Source organism: Streptomyces sp. NBC_00104, assembly GCF_045160825.1.
In the GTDB taxonomy this organism is placed as follows: Bacteria; Actinomycetota; Actinomycetes; order Streptomycetales; family Streptomycetaceae; genus Streptomyces.
On record NZ_CP108215.1, the window covers coordinates 7,002,006 to 7,021,012 of the forward strand.

Annotated in this window: 18 protein-coding genes; 10 read left to right on the forward strand and 8 right to left on the reverse strand. The window is 71.5% G+C overall.

What is annotated here, in order from left to right:
• Positions 1-31 precede the first annotated feature (31 nt).
• Complete coding sequence (locus tag OG272_RS30810; RefSeq protein ID WP_405895299.1) at positions 32-973, reverse strand: GNAT family N-acetyltransferase; 942 nt, start codon at positions 971-973, stop codon at positions 32-34.
• A gap of 317 nt (positions 974-1,290) precedes the next feature.
• On the opposite strand from OG272_RS30810, the gene OG272_RS30815 reads away from it, so the two are divergent.
• The 3 genes from OG272_RS30815 to OG272_RS30825 all read left to right on the forward strand — a co-directional run bounded on the left by OG272_RS30815 (position 1,291) and on the right by OG272_RS30825 (position 4,537).
• Complete coding sequence (locus OG272_RS30815; RefSeq protein WP_327728107.1) at positions 1,291-1,680, forward strand: hypothetical protein; 390 nt, start codon at positions 1,291-1,293, stop codon at positions 1,678-1,680.
• Positions 1,681-1,701: 21 nt separating this feature from the next.
• Entirely contained in the window at positions 1,702-2,886 is a 1,185-nt protein-coding gene (locus OG272_RS30820) for a glutathionylspermidine synthase family protein (protein ID WP_405895300.1), read from the forward strand.
• A gap of 202 nt (positions 2,887-3,088) precedes the next feature.
• A complete protein-coding gene (locus tag OG272_RS30825; protein WP_328506251.1) occupies positions 3,089-4,537 on the forward strand; it encodes a glycine hydroxymethyltransferase in 1,449 nt (482 codons plus the stop codon).
• Positions 4,538-4,556: 19 nt separating this feature from the next.
• Here the strand turns inward: OG272_RS30825 and OG272_RS30830 are convergent, their stop codons facing one another.
• From OG272_RS30830 to OG272_RS30845, 4 genes are all read right to left on the reverse strand, one after another.
• Complete coding sequence (locus OG272_RS30830) at positions 4,557-5,306, reverse strand: hypothetical protein (protein WP_327728104.1); 750 nt, start codon at positions 5,304-5,306, stop codon at positions 4,557-4,559.
• A gap of 350 nt (positions 5,307-5,656) precedes the next feature.
• Complete coding sequence (locus OG272_RS30835; protein WP_328222359.1) at positions 5,657-7,363, reverse strand: IS1182 family transposase; 1,707 nt, start codon at positions 7,361-7,363, stop codon at positions 5,657-5,659.
• Positions 7,364-7,463: 100 nt separating this feature from the next.
• Complete coding sequence (locus tag OG272_RS30840) at positions 7,464-8,348, reverse strand: hypothetical protein (RefSeq protein ID WP_405895301.1); 885 nt, start codon at positions 8,346-8,348, stop codon at positions 7,464-7,466.
• Positions 8,345-8,962: an RNA polymerase sigma factor gene (locus OG272_RS30845; RefSeq protein ID WP_326578384.1), complete on the reverse strand. Its 618-nt coding sequence runs from the start codon at positions 8,960-8,962 to the stop codon at positions 8,345-8,347. The genes OG272_RS30840 and OG272_RS30845 overlap by 4 nt, the downstream gene beginning before the upstream one ends.
• A 100-nt stretch (positions 8,963-9,062) precedes the next feature.
• Here OG272_RS30845 and trpS point away from each other — a divergent pair, with 100 nt between their 5' ends.
• Both trpS and OG272_RS30855 read left to right on the forward strand, forming a co-directional pair.
• On the forward strand, positions 9,063-10,076 hold the full coding sequence (gene trpS / locus OG272_RS30850) for a tryptophan--tRNA ligase (protein WP_326578382.1): 1,014 nt from the start codon (positions 9,063-9,065) through the stop codon (positions 10,074-10,076).
• Positions 10,077-10,289: 213 nt separating this feature from the next.
• The gene (locus tag OG272_RS30855) at positions 10,290-10,886 is read left to right on the forward strand and encodes a 2'-5' RNA ligase family protein (protein WP_327728100.1); all 597 of its coding nucleotides are present in this window, start codon (positions 10,290-10,292) and stop codon (positions 10,884-10,886) included.
• 92 nt (positions 10,887-10,978) lie between these two features.
• Here OG272_RS30855 and OG272_RS30860 read toward each other — a convergent pair whose 3' ends face one another.
• Together OG272_RS30860 and OG272_RS30865 are read right to left on the reverse strand one after the other, a co-directional pair.
• Entirely contained in the window at positions 10,979-11,734 is a 756-nt protein-coding gene (locus OG272_RS30860; protein WP_326578378.1) for a decaprenylphospho-beta-D-erythro-pentofuranosid-2-ulose 2-reductase, read from the reverse strand.
• A gap of 43 nt (positions 11,735-11,777) precedes the next feature.
• Positions 11,778-13,253 carry an FAD-binding oxidoreductase gene (locus OG272_RS30865; RefSeq protein WP_327728099.1) on the reverse strand — a complete coding sequence of 492 codons (1,476 nt, stop codon included), beginning with the start codon at positions 13,251-13,253 and terminating at the stop codon, positions 11,778-11,780.
• Positions 13,254-13,396: 143 nt separating this feature from the next.
• Between OG272_RS30865 and OG272_RS30870 the strand changes: the two genes are divergently transcribed.
• The 3 genes from OG272_RS30870 to OG272_RS30880 all read left to right on the forward strand — a co-directional run bounded on the left by OG272_RS30870 (position 13,397) and on the right by OG272_RS30880 (position 15,878).
• Positions 13,397-13,939, forward strand: a complete 543-nt coding sequence (locus OG272_RS30870) for a phosphatase PAP2 family protein (protein ID WP_327728098.1) — start codon at positions 13,397-13,399, stop codon at positions 13,937-13,939.
• Positions 13,932-14,873, forward strand: coding sequence for a decaprenyl-phosphate phosphoribosyltransferase (locus tag OG272_RS30875; protein WP_327728097.1), 942 nt, complete (start codon positions 13,932-13,934; stop codon positions 14,871-14,873). Before OG272_RS30870 ends, OG272_RS30875 begins: the two co-directional genes overlap by 8 nt.
• Before the next feature lie 105 nt (positions 14,874-14,978).
• The gene (locus OG272_RS30880) at positions 14,979-15,878 is read left to right on the forward strand and encodes a YihY/virulence factor BrkB family protein (protein ID WP_327728096.1); all 900 of its coding nucleotides are present in this window, start codon (positions 14,979-14,981) and stop codon (positions 15,876-15,878) included.
• An 82-nt stretch (positions 15,879-15,960) separates the two neighbouring features.
• Here the strand turns inward: OG272_RS30880 and OG272_RS30885 are convergent, their stop codons facing one another.
• Positions 15,961-17,280: a D-alanyl-D-alanine carboxypeptidase gene (locus tag OG272_RS30885; protein ID WP_326578368.1), complete on the reverse strand. Its 1,320-nt coding sequence runs from the start codon at positions 17,278-17,280 to the stop codon at positions 15,961-15,963.
• Between the two features lie 127 nt (positions 17,281-17,407).
• Between OG272_RS30885 and OG272_RS30890 the strand changes: the two genes are divergently transcribed.
• On the forward strand, positions 17,408-17,650 hold the full coding sequence (locus OG272_RS30890; RefSeq protein ID WP_326578366.1) for an SCO4848 family membrane protein: 243 nt from the start codon (positions 17,408-17,410) through the stop codon (positions 17,648-17,650).
• 16 nt (positions 17,651-17,666) lie between these two features.
• On the forward strand, positions 17,667-18,986 hold the full coding sequence (locus tag OG272_RS30895; protein ID WP_405895302.1) for a metallophosphoesterase: 1,320 nt from the start codon (positions 17,667-17,669) through the stop codon (positions 18,984-18,986).
• Positions 18,987-19,007 lie beyond the last annotated feature (21 nt).

Here is a 19,007-nt window from a genome sequence, read left to right on the forward strand (position 1 = left end):
AGGCCCTGAACCGGGGCGTGCGAAGGCCGTGTCACCGCCTCCGTGGCGCCGTGAGCCTCTTCTCGAAGAAGTGCGCCCCGTACACGTCGTCGTTGTACCGGGGAATCTCCGTGTACCCGCACGCCCGGTACATCGCCTGCGCCTCCGTCAACGAGGCATGCGTATCGAGCCGTACGACGCCGAATCCGCGCCCGGCGGCCACCCGCTCCAGCTCGCCGAGCAACCGCCGGGCGAGCCCGAGCCGTCGGGCCCCGGGATGCACCCACACGTGCTTGATCTCCCCGACCCGGGCCCCGGGATCGAGCGTCCGCAACGCCCCGCACCCGACGGCCCGTTCCTCCTCGTAGGCGACGAGGAAGGCGCCCGAGGCCCCCGAGACCTCATGGGGCGGCACGAGGGTGGCCGGATCGTACCCCTCGGGAAACCGCTCGTGGAGGTCGGCGGCGTAGGCGTCGAGGCAGGCGCGGGCGTCGTCCGACCCGCCGTCCACGGCCTCGACCCGGATCGCGGCGAGCCGCAGCAGCCGCCGCGCGGCCCCCAGCGCCTCGGTCAACTCGCCCCGCTGCGCCGGACTCAGCCCCTGCAGCAGCCCCTCGGCCAGCGCGTCGGCCCGCCGGTTCTGCTCCGCGACCTCGGAGCGCCCCGCCGGCGTCAACGCCGCGACCCGCACGCGGCTGTCCCTGCCATGCACCCCGACCCGGACCAGCCCCTGCGCTTCCAGAGCCTTGACCATCCGGCTCAGATACCCGGCGTCCAGCCCGAGCCGCGCCCGCAGTTCGCGCAGCGAAGTCCCCTCCCCGCCTCGGCCTGACTCCTCGATCTCGAAGAGCAGCCGCGCCTCCCCGAGGGGCCGGTCCTGCCCGAGATAGTGATCGTCCAAGGCTCCGATACGGCGAGTGAAGTACCGGTTGAACCGCCGCAGGCTCCGCACATCTGGCACGGCCACCGGTTCGGACTGCTGTTTGGCCTCCATATTTCTTTGACCTTAGTCAAGGGAATGAGGGATGTCGATGAGCACAGGCGAGCGAGCGAGTGGGCGGGCTCGGGGTCGGTGGCTCACGTCTTCTCCGGCCCGGGGGTTCGCCACGCCCTTCGCAAGCCGCCCGCCAGGTTCGTCAGGTTCGTCAGCAGTCCCGCCATCCGGGTTCGGCACCCGATTGGCCCCTTCGAAGAGTCGATCACTAGTCTGAGCGCCGATAAAGCGCGCATAAGACGGCGGCCGCTTTCGCGAACCGCATCGCGAACCGGCCCCGGCACGGCAGGGCCTATGAGCCCGACGGGGGAGCACACATGGGAGAACAGCGCAGGCGGCTGCGGTCCAGCACGGTCGTACTCGGTGGGATGGGCGTCGTCGCGGCGGCCCTGACCTCCTGCGGTTCCGATCCGGACCGCCGCTGCGTGGACCGCGACAGCTACGACTACGCCAACGGCTACAAGATCATCGCCGACAAGAACTGCAACTCCAGCTCCAGTTCGTCGTCGTCCTACCGCAAGAACCGCAAGAACAACAGCAGCGGCAACCGGAGCCAGGCCGGCTCGGCCGACGCCGCCTGGTACTACGACGCGGACGTCAGCGGCGGCCGGGCCGACTACGGCACCTTCAGCCGCAGCGAGGCCGTGGACCGGGACGGCTTCGGCTGCTCGGGCGACGGCGACGGCTCCGGCTCCGGCGGCGGCTGATCCGGCGGACGAGGCAGAACCATGGAACGCCGCACCATCGAACCCCGGCCGGGCTGGCAGAAGACCGTCGAGGACCAGGGGCTCATCTACCCGCTGACCCGCCACCCGGACGGTTCCCTGCGCCCGTACTGGGACGAGAGCGCGTACTACGTCTTCTCGCTCCCCGAGGTCGAGGCGCTGGAGGAGGTCGTCGAGGAGCTGCACGGCATGTGCCTGGCGGCGGCCGAGCACATCGTGTCCGAGGACCGCTTCGCCGACCTCGGCATCACCGACCCGCGTCTCGTCGGCCTCGTCGCCGAGGCGTGGCACCGGCGGGCCGAACTGCCGTCCGTCTACGGCCGCTTCGACCTCCGTTACGACGGGACCGGCCCCGCCAAAATGCTGGAGTACAACGCCGACACGCCGACCTCGCTCGTCGAGGCGGCCAGCCCCCAGTGGTTCTGGATGGAGGAACGCTTCCCGGGCGCCGACCAGTGGAACTCCCTCCACGAACGCCTCGTCGACGCCTGGAAGAAGCAGTCCCACCTGCTCCCGCCGGGCAGCCCCCTCTACTTCGCGCACTCCGCCGGCGACGAGCTCGGCGAGGACCTGATGACGGTCGCCTATCTGAAGGAGACCGCCGAGCAGGCCGGCCTCGACACCGACTGGATCTCCATGGAGGACATCGGCTGGGACCGCCTCTCCGACCGCTTCGTCGACAAGAAGCTCCGCTTCATCCGCAGCATCTTCAAGCTCTACCCGTGGGAGTGGCTCACCACCGACCGCTTCGCCTCCCATGTCCTCGCCACCCTCGACAACGGCGGCGGCACCGGGAGCACGATGTGGATCGAGCCCGCCTGGAAGATGCTCCTCAGCAACAAGGCCCTCCTCGCGATCCTCTGGGAGCTGTACCCCGGTCACCCCAACCTCCTCCCCGCCTATCTCGACGGGCCCCGCGAACTGGCCACCACCGCCGGCTACGTCGCCAAACCCCTCCTCGGCCGCGAGGGCGCCGGCGTCACCCTCCACGAACCGGGCGGCACCCCCGCCCTCCGCGAAGACCCCTGCTGCTACCAGCAGTTGGCCCCCCTGCCGACCTTCGACGGCAATCACGTCGTCCTCGGCGCCTGGGTCGTCGAGAACGAATCGGCGGGCCTCGGCATCCGCGAGTCCTCGGGCCCGGTCACGGACGAGCACGCCCGCTTCCTCCCCCATGTGATCCTCTGACCCCCGCGGCCCCCGCCGCCGCCTCCCGTCGTTCGTATGGTGGACGCCAGGGCCCGGGCGTCCACGGCGCCCGATAGGGTGGCCGGTGGGCCGTGACTGGCGCGCTGGGATGGGATGGACCATCGGGGAGCGGCCCGGGGAAGATGAGTGCCGTGCGCCTGGGCCGTACCGTGAACGCTGAACGCAACGTCCGGAGGTCCCCATGTCAGCCGCGCCCCTCTCCAACGAGTCCACCGCCTTCCGAGCCGCTCTCGATGTGATCCGCGCCGTCGAGCCGCGCGTGGCCGACGCCATCGGCCAGGAGGTCGCCGACCAGCGCGAGATGCTCAAGCTGATCGCCTCCGAGAACTACGCCTCCCCGGCCACCCTGCTGGCGATGGGCAACTGGTTCAGCGACAAGTACGCCGAGGGCACCATCGGCCGCCGCTTCTACGCCGGCTGCCGCAACGTCGACACCGTCGAGTCCCTTGCCGCCGAGCACGCCAAGGAGCTCTTCGGAGCCCGCCACGCCTACGTCCAGCCGCACTCCGGTATCGACGCCAACCTCGTCGCCTTCTGGTCGGTCCTCGCCCAGCGCGTCGAGGTCCCCTTCCTGGAGAAGGCCGGCGCCCGCCAGGTCAACGACCTCTCCGAGGCCGACTGGGCCGAGCTCCGCCAGGCCTTCGGCAACCAGCGCATGCTCGGCATGTCCCTGGACGCCGGCGGCCACCTCACCCACGGCTTCCGTCCGAACATCTCCGGCAAGATGTTCGACCAGCGCTCCTACGGCACCGACCCGACCACCGGCCTCATCGACTACGAGGCCCTGCGCACCTCCGCCCGTGACTTCAAGCCGCTGATCATCGTCGCCGGCTACTCCGCCTACCCCCGTCTCGTGAACTTCCGGATCATGCGCGAGATCGCCGACGAGGTCGGGGCCACGCTCATGGTGGACATGGCGCACTTCGCGGGCCTCGTCGCCGGCAAGGTCCTCACCGGCGACTTCGACCCGGTACCGCACGCCCAGATCGTCACCACGACCACCCACAAGTCGCTGCGCGGCCCGCGCGGCGGCATGGTCCTGTGCGACGACTCCCTCAAGGACCAGGTCGACCGCGGCTGCCCGATGGTCCTCGGCGGCCCCCTCCCGCACGTCATGGCCGCCAAGGCCGTCGCCCTCGCCGAGGCCCGGCAGCCCGCCTTCCAGGACTACGCCCAGCGCATCGTCGACAACTCCCGCGCACTCGCCGAGGGCCTGATGCGCCGTGGTGCCACCCTGGTCACCGGCGGCACCGACAACCACCTCAACCTGATCGACGTCGCCACCTCCTACGGTCTCACCGGCCGCCAGGCCGAGGCCGCGCTGCTCGACTCCGGGATCGTCACCAACCGCAACGCCATCCCGGCCGACCCGAACGGCGCCTGGTACACCTCCGGTATCCGTATCGGTACGCCCGCGCTGACCACGCGCGGTCTGGGCACCGCCGAGATGGACGAGGTCGCCGCCCTCATCGACCGCGTCCTCACCACCACCGAGCCCGGCACCACCAAGTCGGGCGCCCCCTCCAAGGCGCAGCACGTCCTCGACGCGAAGGTCGCCGACGAGATCTCCCGCCGCGCCACCGACCTCGTCGCCGGGTTCCCGCTGTACCCGGAGATCGACCTCGGCTGACCCCCCTCACCGCCGCCGGTCAGGCGTCCAGCAACTCCTGACGGGGCTCCCTCGGCGGTCCGGACCCGTGCCGGGCCGCCGCGCGGCGCAGGACGAGCGTGGCGCCTGCGGAGCCGAGGAGCAGGCCCAGGGCCAGAGCGGGTATCGCCCAGCGCGCCCGGTCGTTCAGGCCGGGTGCGTCAGCCGCGGCCCGGGTGTCGGTGGCCGTCTCGCCGACGCCGGCCCCGGCCTCCGAGAGCGAGTCGGTCGAGGGCGCTTCGCCCCGCGCCGGGCTGTCGGAGGCCTTGCCCAGGACGCCGAGCCCGGTGAGCAGGTCGCGCAGCTCCGCAGACTGCTTCGCCTTGTGCCAGGCGCTGTTGCCCGCGTCGCCGGTGTCCTCTTCGACGTCCAGGCTCGTGTTGATCCAGACGTCCTTCGTGTCGGGCGAGACCGTGTACAGCCGGTCCACCCGCCAGGGGGTCACGTCATGGAGCATCCAGGTCACGGTGACCATGTCGGTGACCTGCTCACCCCATGTGTCCCCCGCGGCCCACTCCGGAGCCTCCTCCCGGCTCCCGTCGAGCTCGGATCCCGCACGGGCGAGGAGCCTCTCCAGGAGGTCGTACTCCTTCTGTGTGCCGTACAACGACGCCGTCCGCTGACTGGTGGGGGAGACCAGCAGCGCGCTGGTCGGGCCGCCCGCCGCCGAGGGCGGCGCCCCCAGCAGGAGCAGGGCCGAAGTGGTCACCAACGCGCCCATCGCCGCCGCCAGTTGTCGCAGTCCACGCATCCGACACCCCCGATCGATCCCGGTGCGGTCCGTCCGCACTCGCGGTGTCATTCCTGGTACACCGCTCGAACCGCCGGGGTTCCCACCTCGACGCGACCGATCTAGGGCGTGTTTCGGAAGTCCCTTCTGCTCTGCGACGTTCGGCACGCTCCCCCACTCTCGGCTCCGCTCGAGCGGGAGGGACCCCCACCGCCGCACCGGACGAAAGGCCAAGTACGTCCAGTACGAGGCCTTTCGTCCGGCGCGCCGAGAGCACGCACCGGACGCCGCAGAGCCGCCCTTCGGGCGACGAAGGGACTTCCGAAACACGCCCTAGCTTGACTCTGTCGGGGATCTTGGGGTTGGCGAGGTCAACTGCCCAGGGTTCGCCAGGATTTCAGCCGAGGTAACTCGCGCTGGTCGAGGTAGCTCTGGAAGGCAGTCGGTCGGCGGGGTATGGGGGCTTCCTCGGCCGGTGGCAATCCGCTGAGGCGCTCGATGTTGACGGCGATGGCCGTCAGGACGTGCTGGATGTGGGCCTTTCCCTGCCCTCGGTAGCGGCAGCGCCGCATGCCGTGGCCGTGGGCGAACTCGTTGACCGTGCCCTCCACTCCGGAGCGGACCGCGTAACGCGTCTTCCACTCGGGCGTCTGCTGCTCGGCGCGGACACGGAGTTGCAGGTCACGGAGCTCTCGTGGAGGAAATCCCACGGTGCGGGCGCTGTCGGCGGTGGTGGTGCACTGGATGCGGGCCGGGCAGGGGCGGCACTGGCTCTTGGTGAACCTGGCCACGATCAGCGGGGCCGCGGTGGGCGAGGAGGTCGGGTAGGGGCCGTGCCAGCCCGCACTGACCTGCCCCTGCGGGCATGTGACTTGCTGATGGTCGTAGTCGATGCGGAAGTCGTCCCGGGCGAAGCCCTCATTTCGGCGGTGTTGGCGGGTGGGGTTGCTCTTCAGCGGCCCGGAGACGGTGACCTGGTGTTCGCGGGTGGCCTGTTCCAGGTGGGGCAGGGAGGTGTAGCCGGCGTCGACCAGGTGCTCGGCGGGCAGCAGTCCGCGGCGGGAGAGGCGGGTGTGGATGCCGGGCAGGACCTGGCTGTCGTGGGTGGTGGCCGCGGTGGTGGCCACGTCGGTGATCACGTTGGGGCCGTCGGGAGCGCAGGTCTCGGTAAGGTGGGCGGTGAACCCCTTCCAGCTGATGATGTGTCCGTGCCGTGCGTAGCGGGCCGAGGTGTCGTAGGGAGAGACGACCGCCCGGGACGAGGGCGGCAGCCCGGGCCCGCCTTCCTTCTCGGCGGTGCGCCAGCGCAGATGTCCTGCGGCGTCACGGTGGTAGTTCTGCACCATGATCTGGCGCAGGGCCTGGATACGAGGACCGGATGTGCGGTCTGCTCCGTGCTGGTAGAGGTGTTCCAGGAGTCGGACGGCGTCGTTTCCGGTGGCAAGAATCCTGGTCTTGGGCTTGGTGGGGTTCCTGCCCAGGCGGACCGGCCGGCCGTAGCGGAGCCCCCAGTCCTCATCGACCAGCTCGTCCAGCAGGTGCGGGGATGTGCCGGCGACTTCTTCGAGTGCGGCGCGGACCGCCTCGGTGACCATCTCCAGGCGGGTCAGGTCGCGCACCGCGGCCAGGACGTGGGTGGAGTCGGTGCGCTGCGTGGTGCGCCCGCGCACCAGGCCGGCCTCCTTGAGGCGGGCCAGTGCGAGGTCGAGGAGGCGGTCGGCGCGGTCGTCTTCGGCGAGACGGTCTCGGAAGTCGGCCAGCACACTGTGGTGGAAGCCGGGATCGTCCAGCTCCATGGCCATGGCGTACTTGAAGTCAATGCGGCAGCGGACCGACTCGGCGGCCTGCCGGTCCGACAGGCCGAGCAGGAACTGCAGCACACAGACGGTGGCCAGTTGAGCAGGCGAGAGCCCCGGACGCCCATTCCGCGGGTACCAGTCGGCGAAGTCCTCGTCGCACCACAGCCCATCGAGGCGGTCACGTACCCATATCGCCGTCGTGCCGTCCGGGTTGCTCGCCCGCGCAACCTGCGCAGTCAGAGACGGGACCTGCTCACCGGAACGGGGACGAAGAGACAACGAGCACCTCGACAGCTGTATCGGTCGGCGGAACTACCCGAGCATGCCCGTCGATCTTGCTGCCGCACCGGGAAACTCCAAGATCCCCGACAGAGTCAAGCTAGTCCAACGACTCCGCGATCTCCCGCGCCCGCGTCTTCGACCCCACGCCCTCCAGCCGCAGCGTGAACTCGTCGTCGTGGACCCACAGCAGGGTGGGCCCCGCCGTGCGCTCGGAGCGGGTGAAGCGGGAGCCGTCCCCGGAGGTCATCCAGAAACGCAGGAGGTGTGGCTCGGGGAACCACAGCGCGTCGTACGCACCCCCGCTCAGCCGGACCCACTCGACGACCTGCTCGCCCGCCACGGTCTTGCCGTACTCGGGTGCCAGCCGGGCCGCGTACTCGTCGAGCCGGACGGTGTCTCCCCGCTCGTCCCAGCAGAGGGTGATCACGAAGCGGTCCTTCGGCGCACGGGTCACGGACACGGCGTCCGGGGTGCCCAGCGCGCCCGGCACGAGCGGGGCGAACCCCGCCCGCCGCTCGGCCTCGGCGAGCGGGACCGGGTCCGGGCAGCCCGGCACCCGCGCCCCGGGCGAAGGCGTCGCCGACGGGTCGTACCGCACCTCGACCCCGCCGAAGTGGAACCAGTCGGCGACCGCCGCCCGCACCGGAGGGGTGAGGACGAGGACCGTGAGCAGCCCGCACAGCGCGGCGGTCAGCGCGCGCCGACGGAGCCGGGCCCACCGGCGCACCGCCCGCAGCCGCTCACCTGCCCCCGGCGGCTCGGCCACCGGGGTCGGCACCCCCTCGGCGAGTATCTGCCGCAGAACCCGCTCGACCATGGTCTCGTCGGTCTCGTCGGTCTCGTCCCCGTCGGCACCCGGCCGGTCCAGTGCCCGCCCGAGCGCCCGCAACTCCTCGGGCAACCGGACGCCACGGCCCTCACTCTCGGTGATCCCGCCGTCCTGGTCCCGTTCCCGGTCCTCGCCCCTGTCCGGCTCACTCACCCCCCATCACCTCCGCTCCCCTTCGCCAGCGCCTCCCCGGGCTCGAACTCGGGCAGCAGGCGGCCCAGCTTGCGCAGTGCTCGGCTCAGGCGGGACTTCACCGTGCCCCGGGGCCAGCCCAAGGCGGCCGCCGTCTCGGGCTCGTCCATCTCCAGCAGGTAGCGGTAGGTGACGACCAGCCGGTGTTCCTCGCTCAGCTTCTCCAGGGCGCCCAGGAGCGCGACACGGCGCTCTATCTCCAGCGCGGCGACCGCCGGGTCGGCCGAGGGCGGTATCAGCGGCTCGGCCTCGGCCAGGGCCGCCTCGCGGTCGGCCAGAGAGCGCTGGCGCCCGGCTGTCCGCACTGTGTTCCTCGTCTCATTGGCCACGATCGACAGAAGCCACGGCCGGAACACGGCGCCGTCCCGGAAGCGGCCCAGTGAGCAGTACGCCTTGAAGAAGGCCTGCTGCACCACGTCCTCCGCGTCCGCACCGGCGCCGAGCGCCCGGGCCGCCCGCAGCGCGATGCCCGTGTGGGCGCGCACCAGCTCCGCATACGCCTCCGGCTCACCGGCGCGTACGCGTGCGATCACCGCGGCCTCATCGACGATGCGGCCCCCCTCCCGCGTTCTCACAAAATGGGTACACCGCCCGAGCCCGATCGGTTCCCACCCGTGTCACATCTGTTTCCGGTCGGTTCCGGAACGGGGCCGGACACCTGAGAGAATGGTGAGCATGGCCTCTGACCGACCCCGCGTGCTGTCCGGCATCCAGCCCACCGCCGGCTCGTTCCACCTCGGCAACTACCTCGGCGCCGTCCGCCAGTGGGTGGCCCTGCAGGAGTCCCACGACGCGTTCTACATGGTCGTCGACCTGCACGCGATCACCGTGGCGCAGGACCCCGCCGACCTGCGCGCCAACACCCGGCTCGCCGTCGCGCAGCTGCTCGCCGCCGGTCTCGACCCGGAGCGCTGCACGCTCTTCGTCCAGAGCCATGTCCCCGAGCACGCGCAGCTCGGCTGGGTCATGAACTGCCTCACCGGCTTCGGCGAGGCCTCCCGTATGACGCAGTTCAAGGACAAGTCCGCCAAGCAGGGCGCCGACCGTGCGAGCGTCGGCCTCTTCACGTACCCGATCCTCCAGGTCGCGGACATCCTGCTGTACCAGGCGAACGAGGTGCCGGTCGGCGAGGACCAGCGCCAGCACATCGAGCTCACCCGTGACCTCGCCGAGCGCTTCAACGGCCGTTTCGGCGAGACCTTCACGATCCCGAAGCCGTACATCCTGAAGGAGACGGCGAAGATCTACGACCTTCAGGACCCCGCGATCAAGATGAGCAAGTCGGCGTCGACCCCGAAGGGGCTGATCAACCTGCTCGACGATCCGAAGGTCACCGCCAAGAAGGTCAAGAGCGCGGTCACCGACACCGACACGGTGATCCGCTTCGACACCGCGGAGAAGCCGGGCGTCAGCAACCTGCTGAGCATCTACTCGACCCTGACGGGGACGGGCATCGCGGAACTGGAGCAGAGGTACGTCGGCAAGGGCTACGGTGCGCTCAAGACGGACCTCGCCGAGGCCATGGTCGAGTTCGTGACGCCGTTCCGGGAGCGCACCCAGCAGTATCTGGACGACCCGGAGACGCTCGACTCGATTCTGGCCAAGGGGGCCGAGAAGGCGCGCGCCGTCGCCGCGGAGACGCTCTCCCAGGCGTACGACGCGGTGGGTTTCCTGCCCGCCAAGCACTGAGACGCACCACCTCTGCCCCCGAGCGCCGATCGCACCACCGGTCGCGCCACCGACAGCGCCGCACATCACTCCCGCTGCGCCTGCCCGGAACACCGCGGTGGCCGTACAGTCGATAGCCGGTGCGATGGATCGCGACCGACGGCGACCGACCGCGATCAACCGCGGCCAACAAAGACATATGACAACTCGCATGACACGACGACAGGAGACGACGTGGGGACCGTAACGATCGGTGTGTCGATCGCGGTCCCGGAGCCCCTCGGCAGCCAGCTCCAGGAGCTGCGCGCGGGCTTCGGCGACGCCGCGGCTCACGGTATCCCCACGCATGTCACGCTGCTGCCGCCGACCGTGGTCGAGGACGCGGAGCTGCCGGCGATCGAGACGCACCTCACCGAGGTCGCGGCGGCCGGGCGCCCCTTCCCGATGCGGCTGTCCGGCACGGGGACCTTCCGCCCGCTGTCGCCCGTCGTGTTCGTGCGGGTCGTCGAGGGGGCCGAGGCCTGCACCTGGCTGCAGAAGCAGGTCCGGGACGCCTCGGGGCCGGTGGCGCGCGAGTTGAACTTCCCGTACCACCCGCATGTCACCGTGGCGCACGGCATCGCCGAGGAGGCGATGGACCGGGCGTTCGAGGAGCTCGCCACGTACGAGGCCCAGTGGCCCTGCACCGGGTTCGCGCTCTACGAGCAGGGTCCCGACGGGGTCTGGCGCAAGCTGCGCGAGTTCGCCTTCGGCGGGTCGGTCGTCCCGCCGCAGGCGGGGGCGCCGGTGGGGGACACGGCGACGCTGCCGCTGGGTGGGGCGGGCGCCTGACAGCTCGGGGGTTCGGGCTGGTCGGCGGGTGCGGGTGAGGGGGAGTCGCTCGCGCGGTTCCCCTCACCCCTTGCGGGGCGCGCCCCGTCCTCCTACAGCGGCAGGCGGCGGAAGACCGACCTCGGGACGTGCCTCAGGGCTGCCATCACCAGGCGCAGCGAACCCGGGACCCACACCGTCTCGGAGCGTCGCCGCAACCCCAGCTCGATGGCGGCGGCGACCGCCTCCGGGGTCGTCGCGAGGGGGGTCTCCGGACGGCCCGCCGTCATGCTGGTCCGCACGAAACCGGGGCGTACGAGCATGACGTGGGCGCCGGTGCCGTGGAGGGCGTCGCCGAGGCCCTGGGTGAAGGTGTCGAGGCCGGCCTTGCTGGAGCCGTAGATGAAGTTGGAGCGGCGGGCGCGCTCGGCGGCGACGGAGGACAGGACGACGAGGGAGCCGTGGCCCTGCGACTGGAGGGCCCGCGCGCAGACCAGGGCGGACGAGACGGCTCCGGTGTAGTTGGTCTGGGCGACGCGCGCGGCGGCCACCGGGTCGCGTTCGTCGTTCGCCTGGTCGCCGAGTACGCCGAAGGCGAGGAGGACCAGGTCGATGTCGCCCTCGGCGAAGACCTTGCCGAGGATCGCCTCGTGGGACCCCGAGTCGAGCGCGTCGAAGCTGATGGTGTGGGTCTCCGCGCCGAGTCCGCGCAGGTGGATGGCGGCGTTCTCCAGATCCGGTGAGGGGCGCCCCGCCAGCCACACCGTGCGGGTGCGGCGGGCGATCAGACGGCGTGCCGTGGCGAGCGCGATGTCCGACGTACCGCCGAGGATCAGCAGGGACTGGGGGGTGCCGAAGGCGTCCTTCATGACAGCTCCTGGGTGTGGTGGGGGACGGAGATTTCCCTGGCGCTCACAGGCTCAGGCGGCGGGCCAGGTCCGACACGAAGACGCCGCCCGGGTCCAGCTCCCCGCGCAGTGCGCGGAACTCGGGCAGGCGGGGGTACATCGCGGCCAGCAGTTCGGGGCGCAGACGGGCGTCCTTCGCCAGGTAGACGCGGCCGGCGGCGGCCGCGACCTCCTCGTCGAGCGTGTCGAGGAAGGCGCCGAGACCGGGCAGGCTCGCCGGGATGTCCAGGGCGAGCGTCCAGCCGGGCATCGGGAACGACAGCCAGCCGGGGTCGCCCTCGCCGAACCGCTTCAGGACGGCGAGGAAGGAGGGGCAGCGGCGTGCCGAGATCCGGTCCACGATCCGGCGCAGGGCCTCTTCCTGGCCGTACCCGACGACGAACTGGTACTGGACGAAGCCGGACCGGCCGTAGATCCGGTTCCAGTGCGGGACCCCGTCGAGCGGGTGGAAGAAGGTGGAGATCCGCTGGAGTTCGCCGGTGCGGGCCCGGGGTGCCCGGCGGTACCAGAGCTCGTTGAAGAGCCCCACGGCCGTACGGCCGAGGAGGCCCTCGGGGACGAACGCGGGGGCGGCCGGGAGACGCTGGGGCTGGAATTCCAGCGGACTGGTGAGTGCGTCTCTCCGCAGCGCGTCCCCGCGCCGAAATCGGCCTCCACGCACGCGCGTGGAGGCCGATTTCCGTGACTCCAGCGCTTCCAGGGGCGCGTGCTCGCCGCGGGTGAGCACGGCGCGGCCCGTCGACGCGCCCCTGGCGAGCAGGTCGATCCAGGCGACGGAGTAGCGGTAGTAGCGGTCCGTGGCCGTGAGACGGACGAGTAGGTCGTCGAGGTCGCGGGCGCGTTCGGTGTCGACGGACATCCAGGACGTCTCGACGGGGAGGAGCCGGACGGTCGCGGTGAGGACGACGCCGGTCAGGCCCATACCGCCGGCCGTGGCGTCGAAGAGCGGGGTGCCGGGGACGACCGTGCGGATCTCGCCGTTCGCCGTCAGCAGTTCGAAGGACAGGACGTGCCGGGCGAACGACCCGGAGACGTGGTGGTTCTTGCCGTGGATGTCGGCCGCGATGGCGCCGCCGACGGTCACCTGACGGGTCCCGGGGGTCACCGGCACGAACCAGCCCAGCGGGAGCAGGACCTCCATCAGCCGGTGGAGCGAGACGCCCGCGTCGCAGAGGACGGTGCCGCCGTCCGCGTCGATGGCGTGGACGCGGTCGAGGCCGGTCATGTCGAGGACGGCCCCGCCCGCGTTCTGCGCCGCGTCCCCGTACGCCCGCCCCAGCCCCCGGGCGATCCCGCCACGCGCCCCGCACGCCCGTACGGCGGCCACGGTCTCGTCGTACGTCCGCGGGCGGAGCAGCCGGGCGGCGGTCGGGGCGGTGCGGCCCCAGCCGGTGACGGGGACGGTGCGGCCGGGGCCGGGGCCGGGGCCGGGGCCGGGGGGTGCGGAGGCCGGGGAGACTGCGGCGGCGTCGGCTGGCATGCCCGCGACCGTATCGCCGCGTATGCGAAGGAATCGGGCGCATCGGCCCGGCCGCTCTGCCGCCTCACCGAAATGGGTGATTAATGGGATGTCGTTCAAGAGTGCCGCAATTCTGGGACGGTCACCTAGAAGAGTGGCCTCGCATGGATGAAGTTGACGTCGTCGGCGGTGTGCGCGGCCTGGACCGGCGACTTCTCTCGGCGCTTCACGTCCATGGCGCGGACCCGCGCGTCGCGGGCGCCGCGCGCGGACTGTCCCGGGTGGGCGAGCACGGACTGCTGTGGCTCGCGGCCGGGCTGGCGGGGGCCGCCGTCGACCGGCGGCGGCGTCGTGTGTGGCTGCGCGGCACGGCGCTGACCGCCGGGGCGCACCTGGCCAGCATGGGCGTCAAGAGAGTCGTACGACGGCCGCGCCCCGCGCATGTCCATCCCCTGGTCCGGACGGTCGGACGGCACTCCTTCCCCAGCTCGCACGCGAGTTCGGCGGCAGCGGCGGTGGCCGTCGTGGCGCACGGCGCCCTGGGCGCCCCTCTCCTGCTCCCCGCCGCCGCCCCGCTCGCCGTCGCGATGTGTCTCTCCCGGCTGGTCGTCGGCGTGCACTACCCGTCGGACGTCGCGGCGGGCGTGGCCCTCGGGGCGCTCACGGCGCGGCTGGGCGCACGCTGGGTGGTGAGCGGCGATGGCTGAGCGCACGGTGGTCCTGGAGCGCCGGACGATCCCCGGGCGGGCGCCCCTGAGGGCCGGCCTCGCCCGTGGCCTCCTCCGGACGGCCCGCCCCCGCCAATGGATCAAGAACACCCTCGTCCTCGCCGCGCCCGCGGCCGCCGGTGAGCTCTTCACTCGCCGCGCGCTCACCCAACTTCCCCTCGTCTTCGTCCTCTTCACGGCCTGCGCCGCCGCCGTGTACCTCGTCAACGACGCCCGGGACGCCGAGGCGGACCGGGCGCACCCGGTCAAGCGCCACCGCCCGGTCGCCGCCGGGCAGGTGCCCGTGCCGGTCGCGTACGGCGTCGGCGGCGCCCTGGCCGTGCTCGCGACCCTGGCCGCCGCGTGGCTCTGCCCGCCGTACACCTCCGCGCTGCTGACCGCGTACCTCGGACTCCAACTCGCCTACTGCGTCAGCCTCAAGCACGTACTGGTCGTCGATCTCGCGGTCGTCACCACCGGGTTCCTGATGCGGGCGATGATCGGCGGGCTCGCGCTGGGCATCCCGCTCTCGCGCTGGTTCCTGATCACCACCGGGTTCGGCGCGCTGTTCATGGTCGCGGCCAAGCGGTACTCGGAGGCCGTGCAACTGGCCGACCGGGCCGGCGCGACCCGGGCGCTGCTCACCGAGTACACCGCCGGATACCTCCGCTTCGTCTGGCAGTTGGCCGCCGGCGTCGCCGTACTCGCCTACTGCCTCTGGGCCCTGGAGGAAGGCGGCGTACCGACCACGGGCATCCTGCCGTGGCGCCAACTCTCCATGGTGGCCTTCGTCCTGGCCGTCCTGCGCTACGCCGTCTTCGCCGACCGGGGCACGGCGGGCGAGCCCGAGGACGTCATCCTGCGCGACCGCGCCCTCACCCTCATCGGGGTCATGTGGCTGACGATGTACGGGCTGGCGGTGGCCGACTGGTGACGCGGTGGCCCCGGCGTCGAGCGAGGTGACGGCCGGGGGCGGATCCGCGGGCCGGTGTGGGGGTACCCGGTATCGGTCGGCGGCGAGTGGGGCAGAGTTCGGATCATGGACTGGCTGAAAAAGCTTCCCGGGGTGGGCCCTCTGGTGGAGCGTCTGATGACCACGCACGCGTGGCGGTCGTACGAGCGGCTGGAGCGGGTGAAGTGGACCCGCCTGGCCGCGGCGATGACGTTCATCAGTTTCCTGGCACTTTTCCCGCTGCTGACCGTGGCCGCCGCCGTCGCCGCGGCGACGCTCGGCGAGGACAGGCAGCAGGACCTGGAGGACCGGATCGCCGAGCAGGTGCCCGGCATCTCCGACCAGCTCGACATCGGCGGCCTCGTCGACAACGCCGGCACGGTCGGGATCATCGCCGGCGCGCTGCTGCTCCTCACCGGCATCGGCTGGGTCGGCGAGATGCGCGGCTGTCTGCGCGCCGTCTGGGAGAAACCGGACCCCGAGGAGAACCCCGTCCTCGCCAAGGTCAAGGACACGGGCGTCCTCTTCGGCTTCGGCGGCGCGGTGCTCATCTCCCTGGCCGCCTCCACCGTCGCCTCCTCGGCCGTCGGCTGGATCTCCGACCAACTGGGCATCGACCGCGACGGCTGGGGCGGCGTCCTCCTGCGCGTCGCCGCGTTCGCCGTCGCCGTCCTGGCCGACTTCCTGCTCCTCCTCTATGTGCTCACCCTGCTCCCCGGCGTCCAGCCGCCCCGCCGCCGCCTGGTCGTCGCCGCCCTCATAGGAGCCGTGGGCTTCGAACTCCTCAAGCTCCTCCTCAGCGGCTACATGCAGGGCATCGCCTCCAAGAGCATGTACGGGGCCTTCGGCGTCCCCATCGCCCTGCTCCTCTGGATCAACTTCACCACCAAGCTCCTGCTGTACTGCGCGGCATGGACGGCGGAGGGCAGCAAGGAGAGCGGGGATACGGAGGATGCTGACCCTCCGGCCGAGGACGGCGCCCCGTGAGGGGCGCGGGGAACCGCGCGATCAGCCACGACGAACCCGCGGTCCGCATCCGCCACGACCCACGCGGACGCTCCCCGCCGCCCTACTTCCGCAGCCGCAGCGGCCACTTCCGGTTGACCAGGAACACCCCACCGGCCAGCAACACCAGCACACCCCCCGTGATCCCCAGCGCGACCCCGATCCCGCTCGCCCCGCCGGAGGCACTCGCGGCGACGGACTTGCCACCCGCCCCACCCGGGGCGGACGCCGACGCCGTGGCCCCCGCCTGCGCACTCGGCTCGGCGGCATCGTCACCGGAGGTGTCCGCACCCTTGGGCGGCACCAGCTCGCCCACCGGGGTCACCTTGCCCGCCGCCTTGAACCCCCAGTCGAAGAGGCTCGCGGTCTCCTTGTAGACCTGGTTGTGCTCGTCCTTCTCCGGGTGCATGACGGTGACGAGGAGGACCCGGCCGTCCCGCTCGGCGACCCCGGTGAACGTGGCGCCCGCGTTCGTGGTGTTGCCGTTCTTCACACCCGCGATGCCCTGGTACGAGTCGAGGCCGCTGTCCCCGGTGAGCAGCCGGTTGGTGTTCTGGATCTCGAAGGACGAACGGCTCTTCTTGCCTTTCTTGCCCTTCTTGGTCTCGCCCGGGAACTTCGCCCGCACGGTGGAGCAGTACTCCCGGAAGTCCTTCTTCTGCAGCCCCGACCTGGCGATCAGCGTCAGGTCGTAGGCGGACGACACCTGCCCCTTGGCGTCGTAGCCGTCGGGGCTGACCGCGTGCGTGTCGAGCGCCTGGAGCTCCTCGGCGTGCTCGTTCATGTCCGCGACGGTCTGCTTCACACCGCCGTTCATGGCCGACAGGACGTGCACCGCGTCGTTGCCGGAGCGAAGGAAGACACCGAGCCACAGGTCGTGGACGGAGTACGTCTCGTCCTCCTTTATGCCGACCATGCTGGAGCCCGCGCCGACGCCCGCCAGGTCGGCGGGGGCGACCTTGTGCTCGTCGTCCTTGTTGAACTTCGGCAGCAGCGTGTCCGCGAACAGCATCTTCAGCGTGCTCGCCGGGGCCAGCCGCCAGTGCGCGTTGTGCGAGGCCAGCACCTCACCCGACTCGGCGTCGGCGACGATCCAGGAGCGGGCGCTGATGTCCTTGGGCAGGACGGGCGCGTCGCCGCCGAGACTGGCCTGGGTACCCGGCTTGCCCAGCAACTCGCCGCCGACGGTCGACATGGTCGCCGGGGGAGTCGCGGACGGCGAGGCGCTCGGACTGGCGGACGATGAGGCGCTCGGACTCGGTGACGGCTTCGCCGCGAAGGCCGGCGCGGCCGTCAGTGTCGACAGCGATGTCAGGGAGAGGGACAGCAGGGTGGCTGAGGTGACCAGCAGGGGGCGCCTGGCGGTCTTCTTGGAGGCGGGCACGATCGAGAAAGTACATGCCTCCAACCGGTAAATCCCACCGGAGCGCGCGGTGGCGTCTTCCCTTCTGCTCACGCCCCCGCTCGCACCCCGGCGTGAGGACCGTACGGCTGACGGCGATACTGAACGCATGAAGCTCAGCCGCCCCCTCTCCTGGTTCCTGCTCGCCTTCGGGGTGTGGAGCTGGGTCATCTGGATCACTTTCGTCAAAAACCTGTGGAAGGACGGCAGCGGGCTCGCGTTCGACGACGCGGGCGATCCGACGGCGTACTTCTGGGTGCATCTGACGCTCGCCGTCGTCTCCTTTGCCCTTGGGACGGCTGTCGGGGTCATCGGGTTGCGCGGGGTGCGCGCCCTTCGTCGGACCGTGTGACCGGGAGTACGACTTGATGATCTTCGTCTTCGTCCTTGTCGCCCTGCTGGTGCTGGGCCTCTTCGGGGTGCTGCACTGGTACGCGTGGCGCCGCCTGGTGCGTGACACGACACGCGGGCCGGGTCTCGCCAGACGCGTGGGCACGGTGGTGTTCATCGCCGGGCCGGTGCTGATGGTCGCCGGCTTCGCGTCCGAGCGCGCCCATGCCCCCTTCTGGCTGCAGCAGACGCTGACCTGGCCGGGCTTCATGTGGCTCGCCCTCTCGCTGTACCTGTTCCTGGCCCTCCTGGCGGGGGAGCTGGTACGGCCGCTGGTGAGCCGCCTGGTGGCGCGGCGTGCCCCGGCGCCCGCGCGGCAGCCGGAGCCGCTGGTGCGCGAGCCGGAACCGGTCCCGGCGGGCGCGCAGCCCGCGGAGGCCGCGGAGGCCGCCGAGCCCGGACAGCGGACACCGCCCTCCGCGACGGAACCCCCGGCCCCGACCGCCCCGGCCACTCCCGCGACCTCGACCGACCCCTCCCGCCGCCTGTTCGTCTCCCGTGTCGTCGGCGGGGCAGTCGCCGCCGCGGCCCTCGGCACCGTCGGCTACGGCACCTACGGCGTCGTGCGCGGCCCCCGGCTCAAGCGCGTCACCGTGCCGTTGGCGAAGCTGCCGCGCGCGGCCCACGGTTTCCGGATCGCGGTGGTCAGCGACATCCACCTCTCGCCGATGCTGGGCCGGGGCTTCGCGCAGAAGGTCGTGGACACGATCAACTCGACGCAGCCCGACCTGATCGCGGTGGTGGGCGACCTGGTCGACGGCGACGTGGCGGACCTCGGTCCGGCGGCGGCGCCGCTCGCCGGGCTGAAGGCGCGGCACGGCAGCTACTTCGTCACCGGCAACCACGAGTACATCTCCGGCGCCGAGCAGTGGGTCGAGGAGGTGCGGCGGCTGGGCCTGACCCCACTGGAGAACGCCCGCCGCGAGCTGCCGTACCTCGATCTCGCCGGGGTGAACGACATCGCGGGGGAGGACGAGGGCCGGGGTCCCGACTTCGCCAAGGCGCTCGGCGACCGGGACACCTCGCGGGCCGTGGTGCTCATGGCCCACCAGCCCGTCCAGATCCACGACGCCGTCGACCACGGCGTCGACCTCCAGCTCTCCGGGCACACCCACGGCGGCCAGATGTGGCCCATGACCTACGTCGCCGAGGCTGCCAACCCGACCCTCGCGGGCCTCGAACGGTACGGCGACACCCAGCTCTACGTCAGCCGCGGCGCGGGCGCGTGGGGACCGCCGGTGCGGGTCGGGGCGCCGTCGGACATCACGGTGGTGGAGCTGGCGTCGAAGCAGGCGTGACGGGGCGTCAAAAGCCTTTCG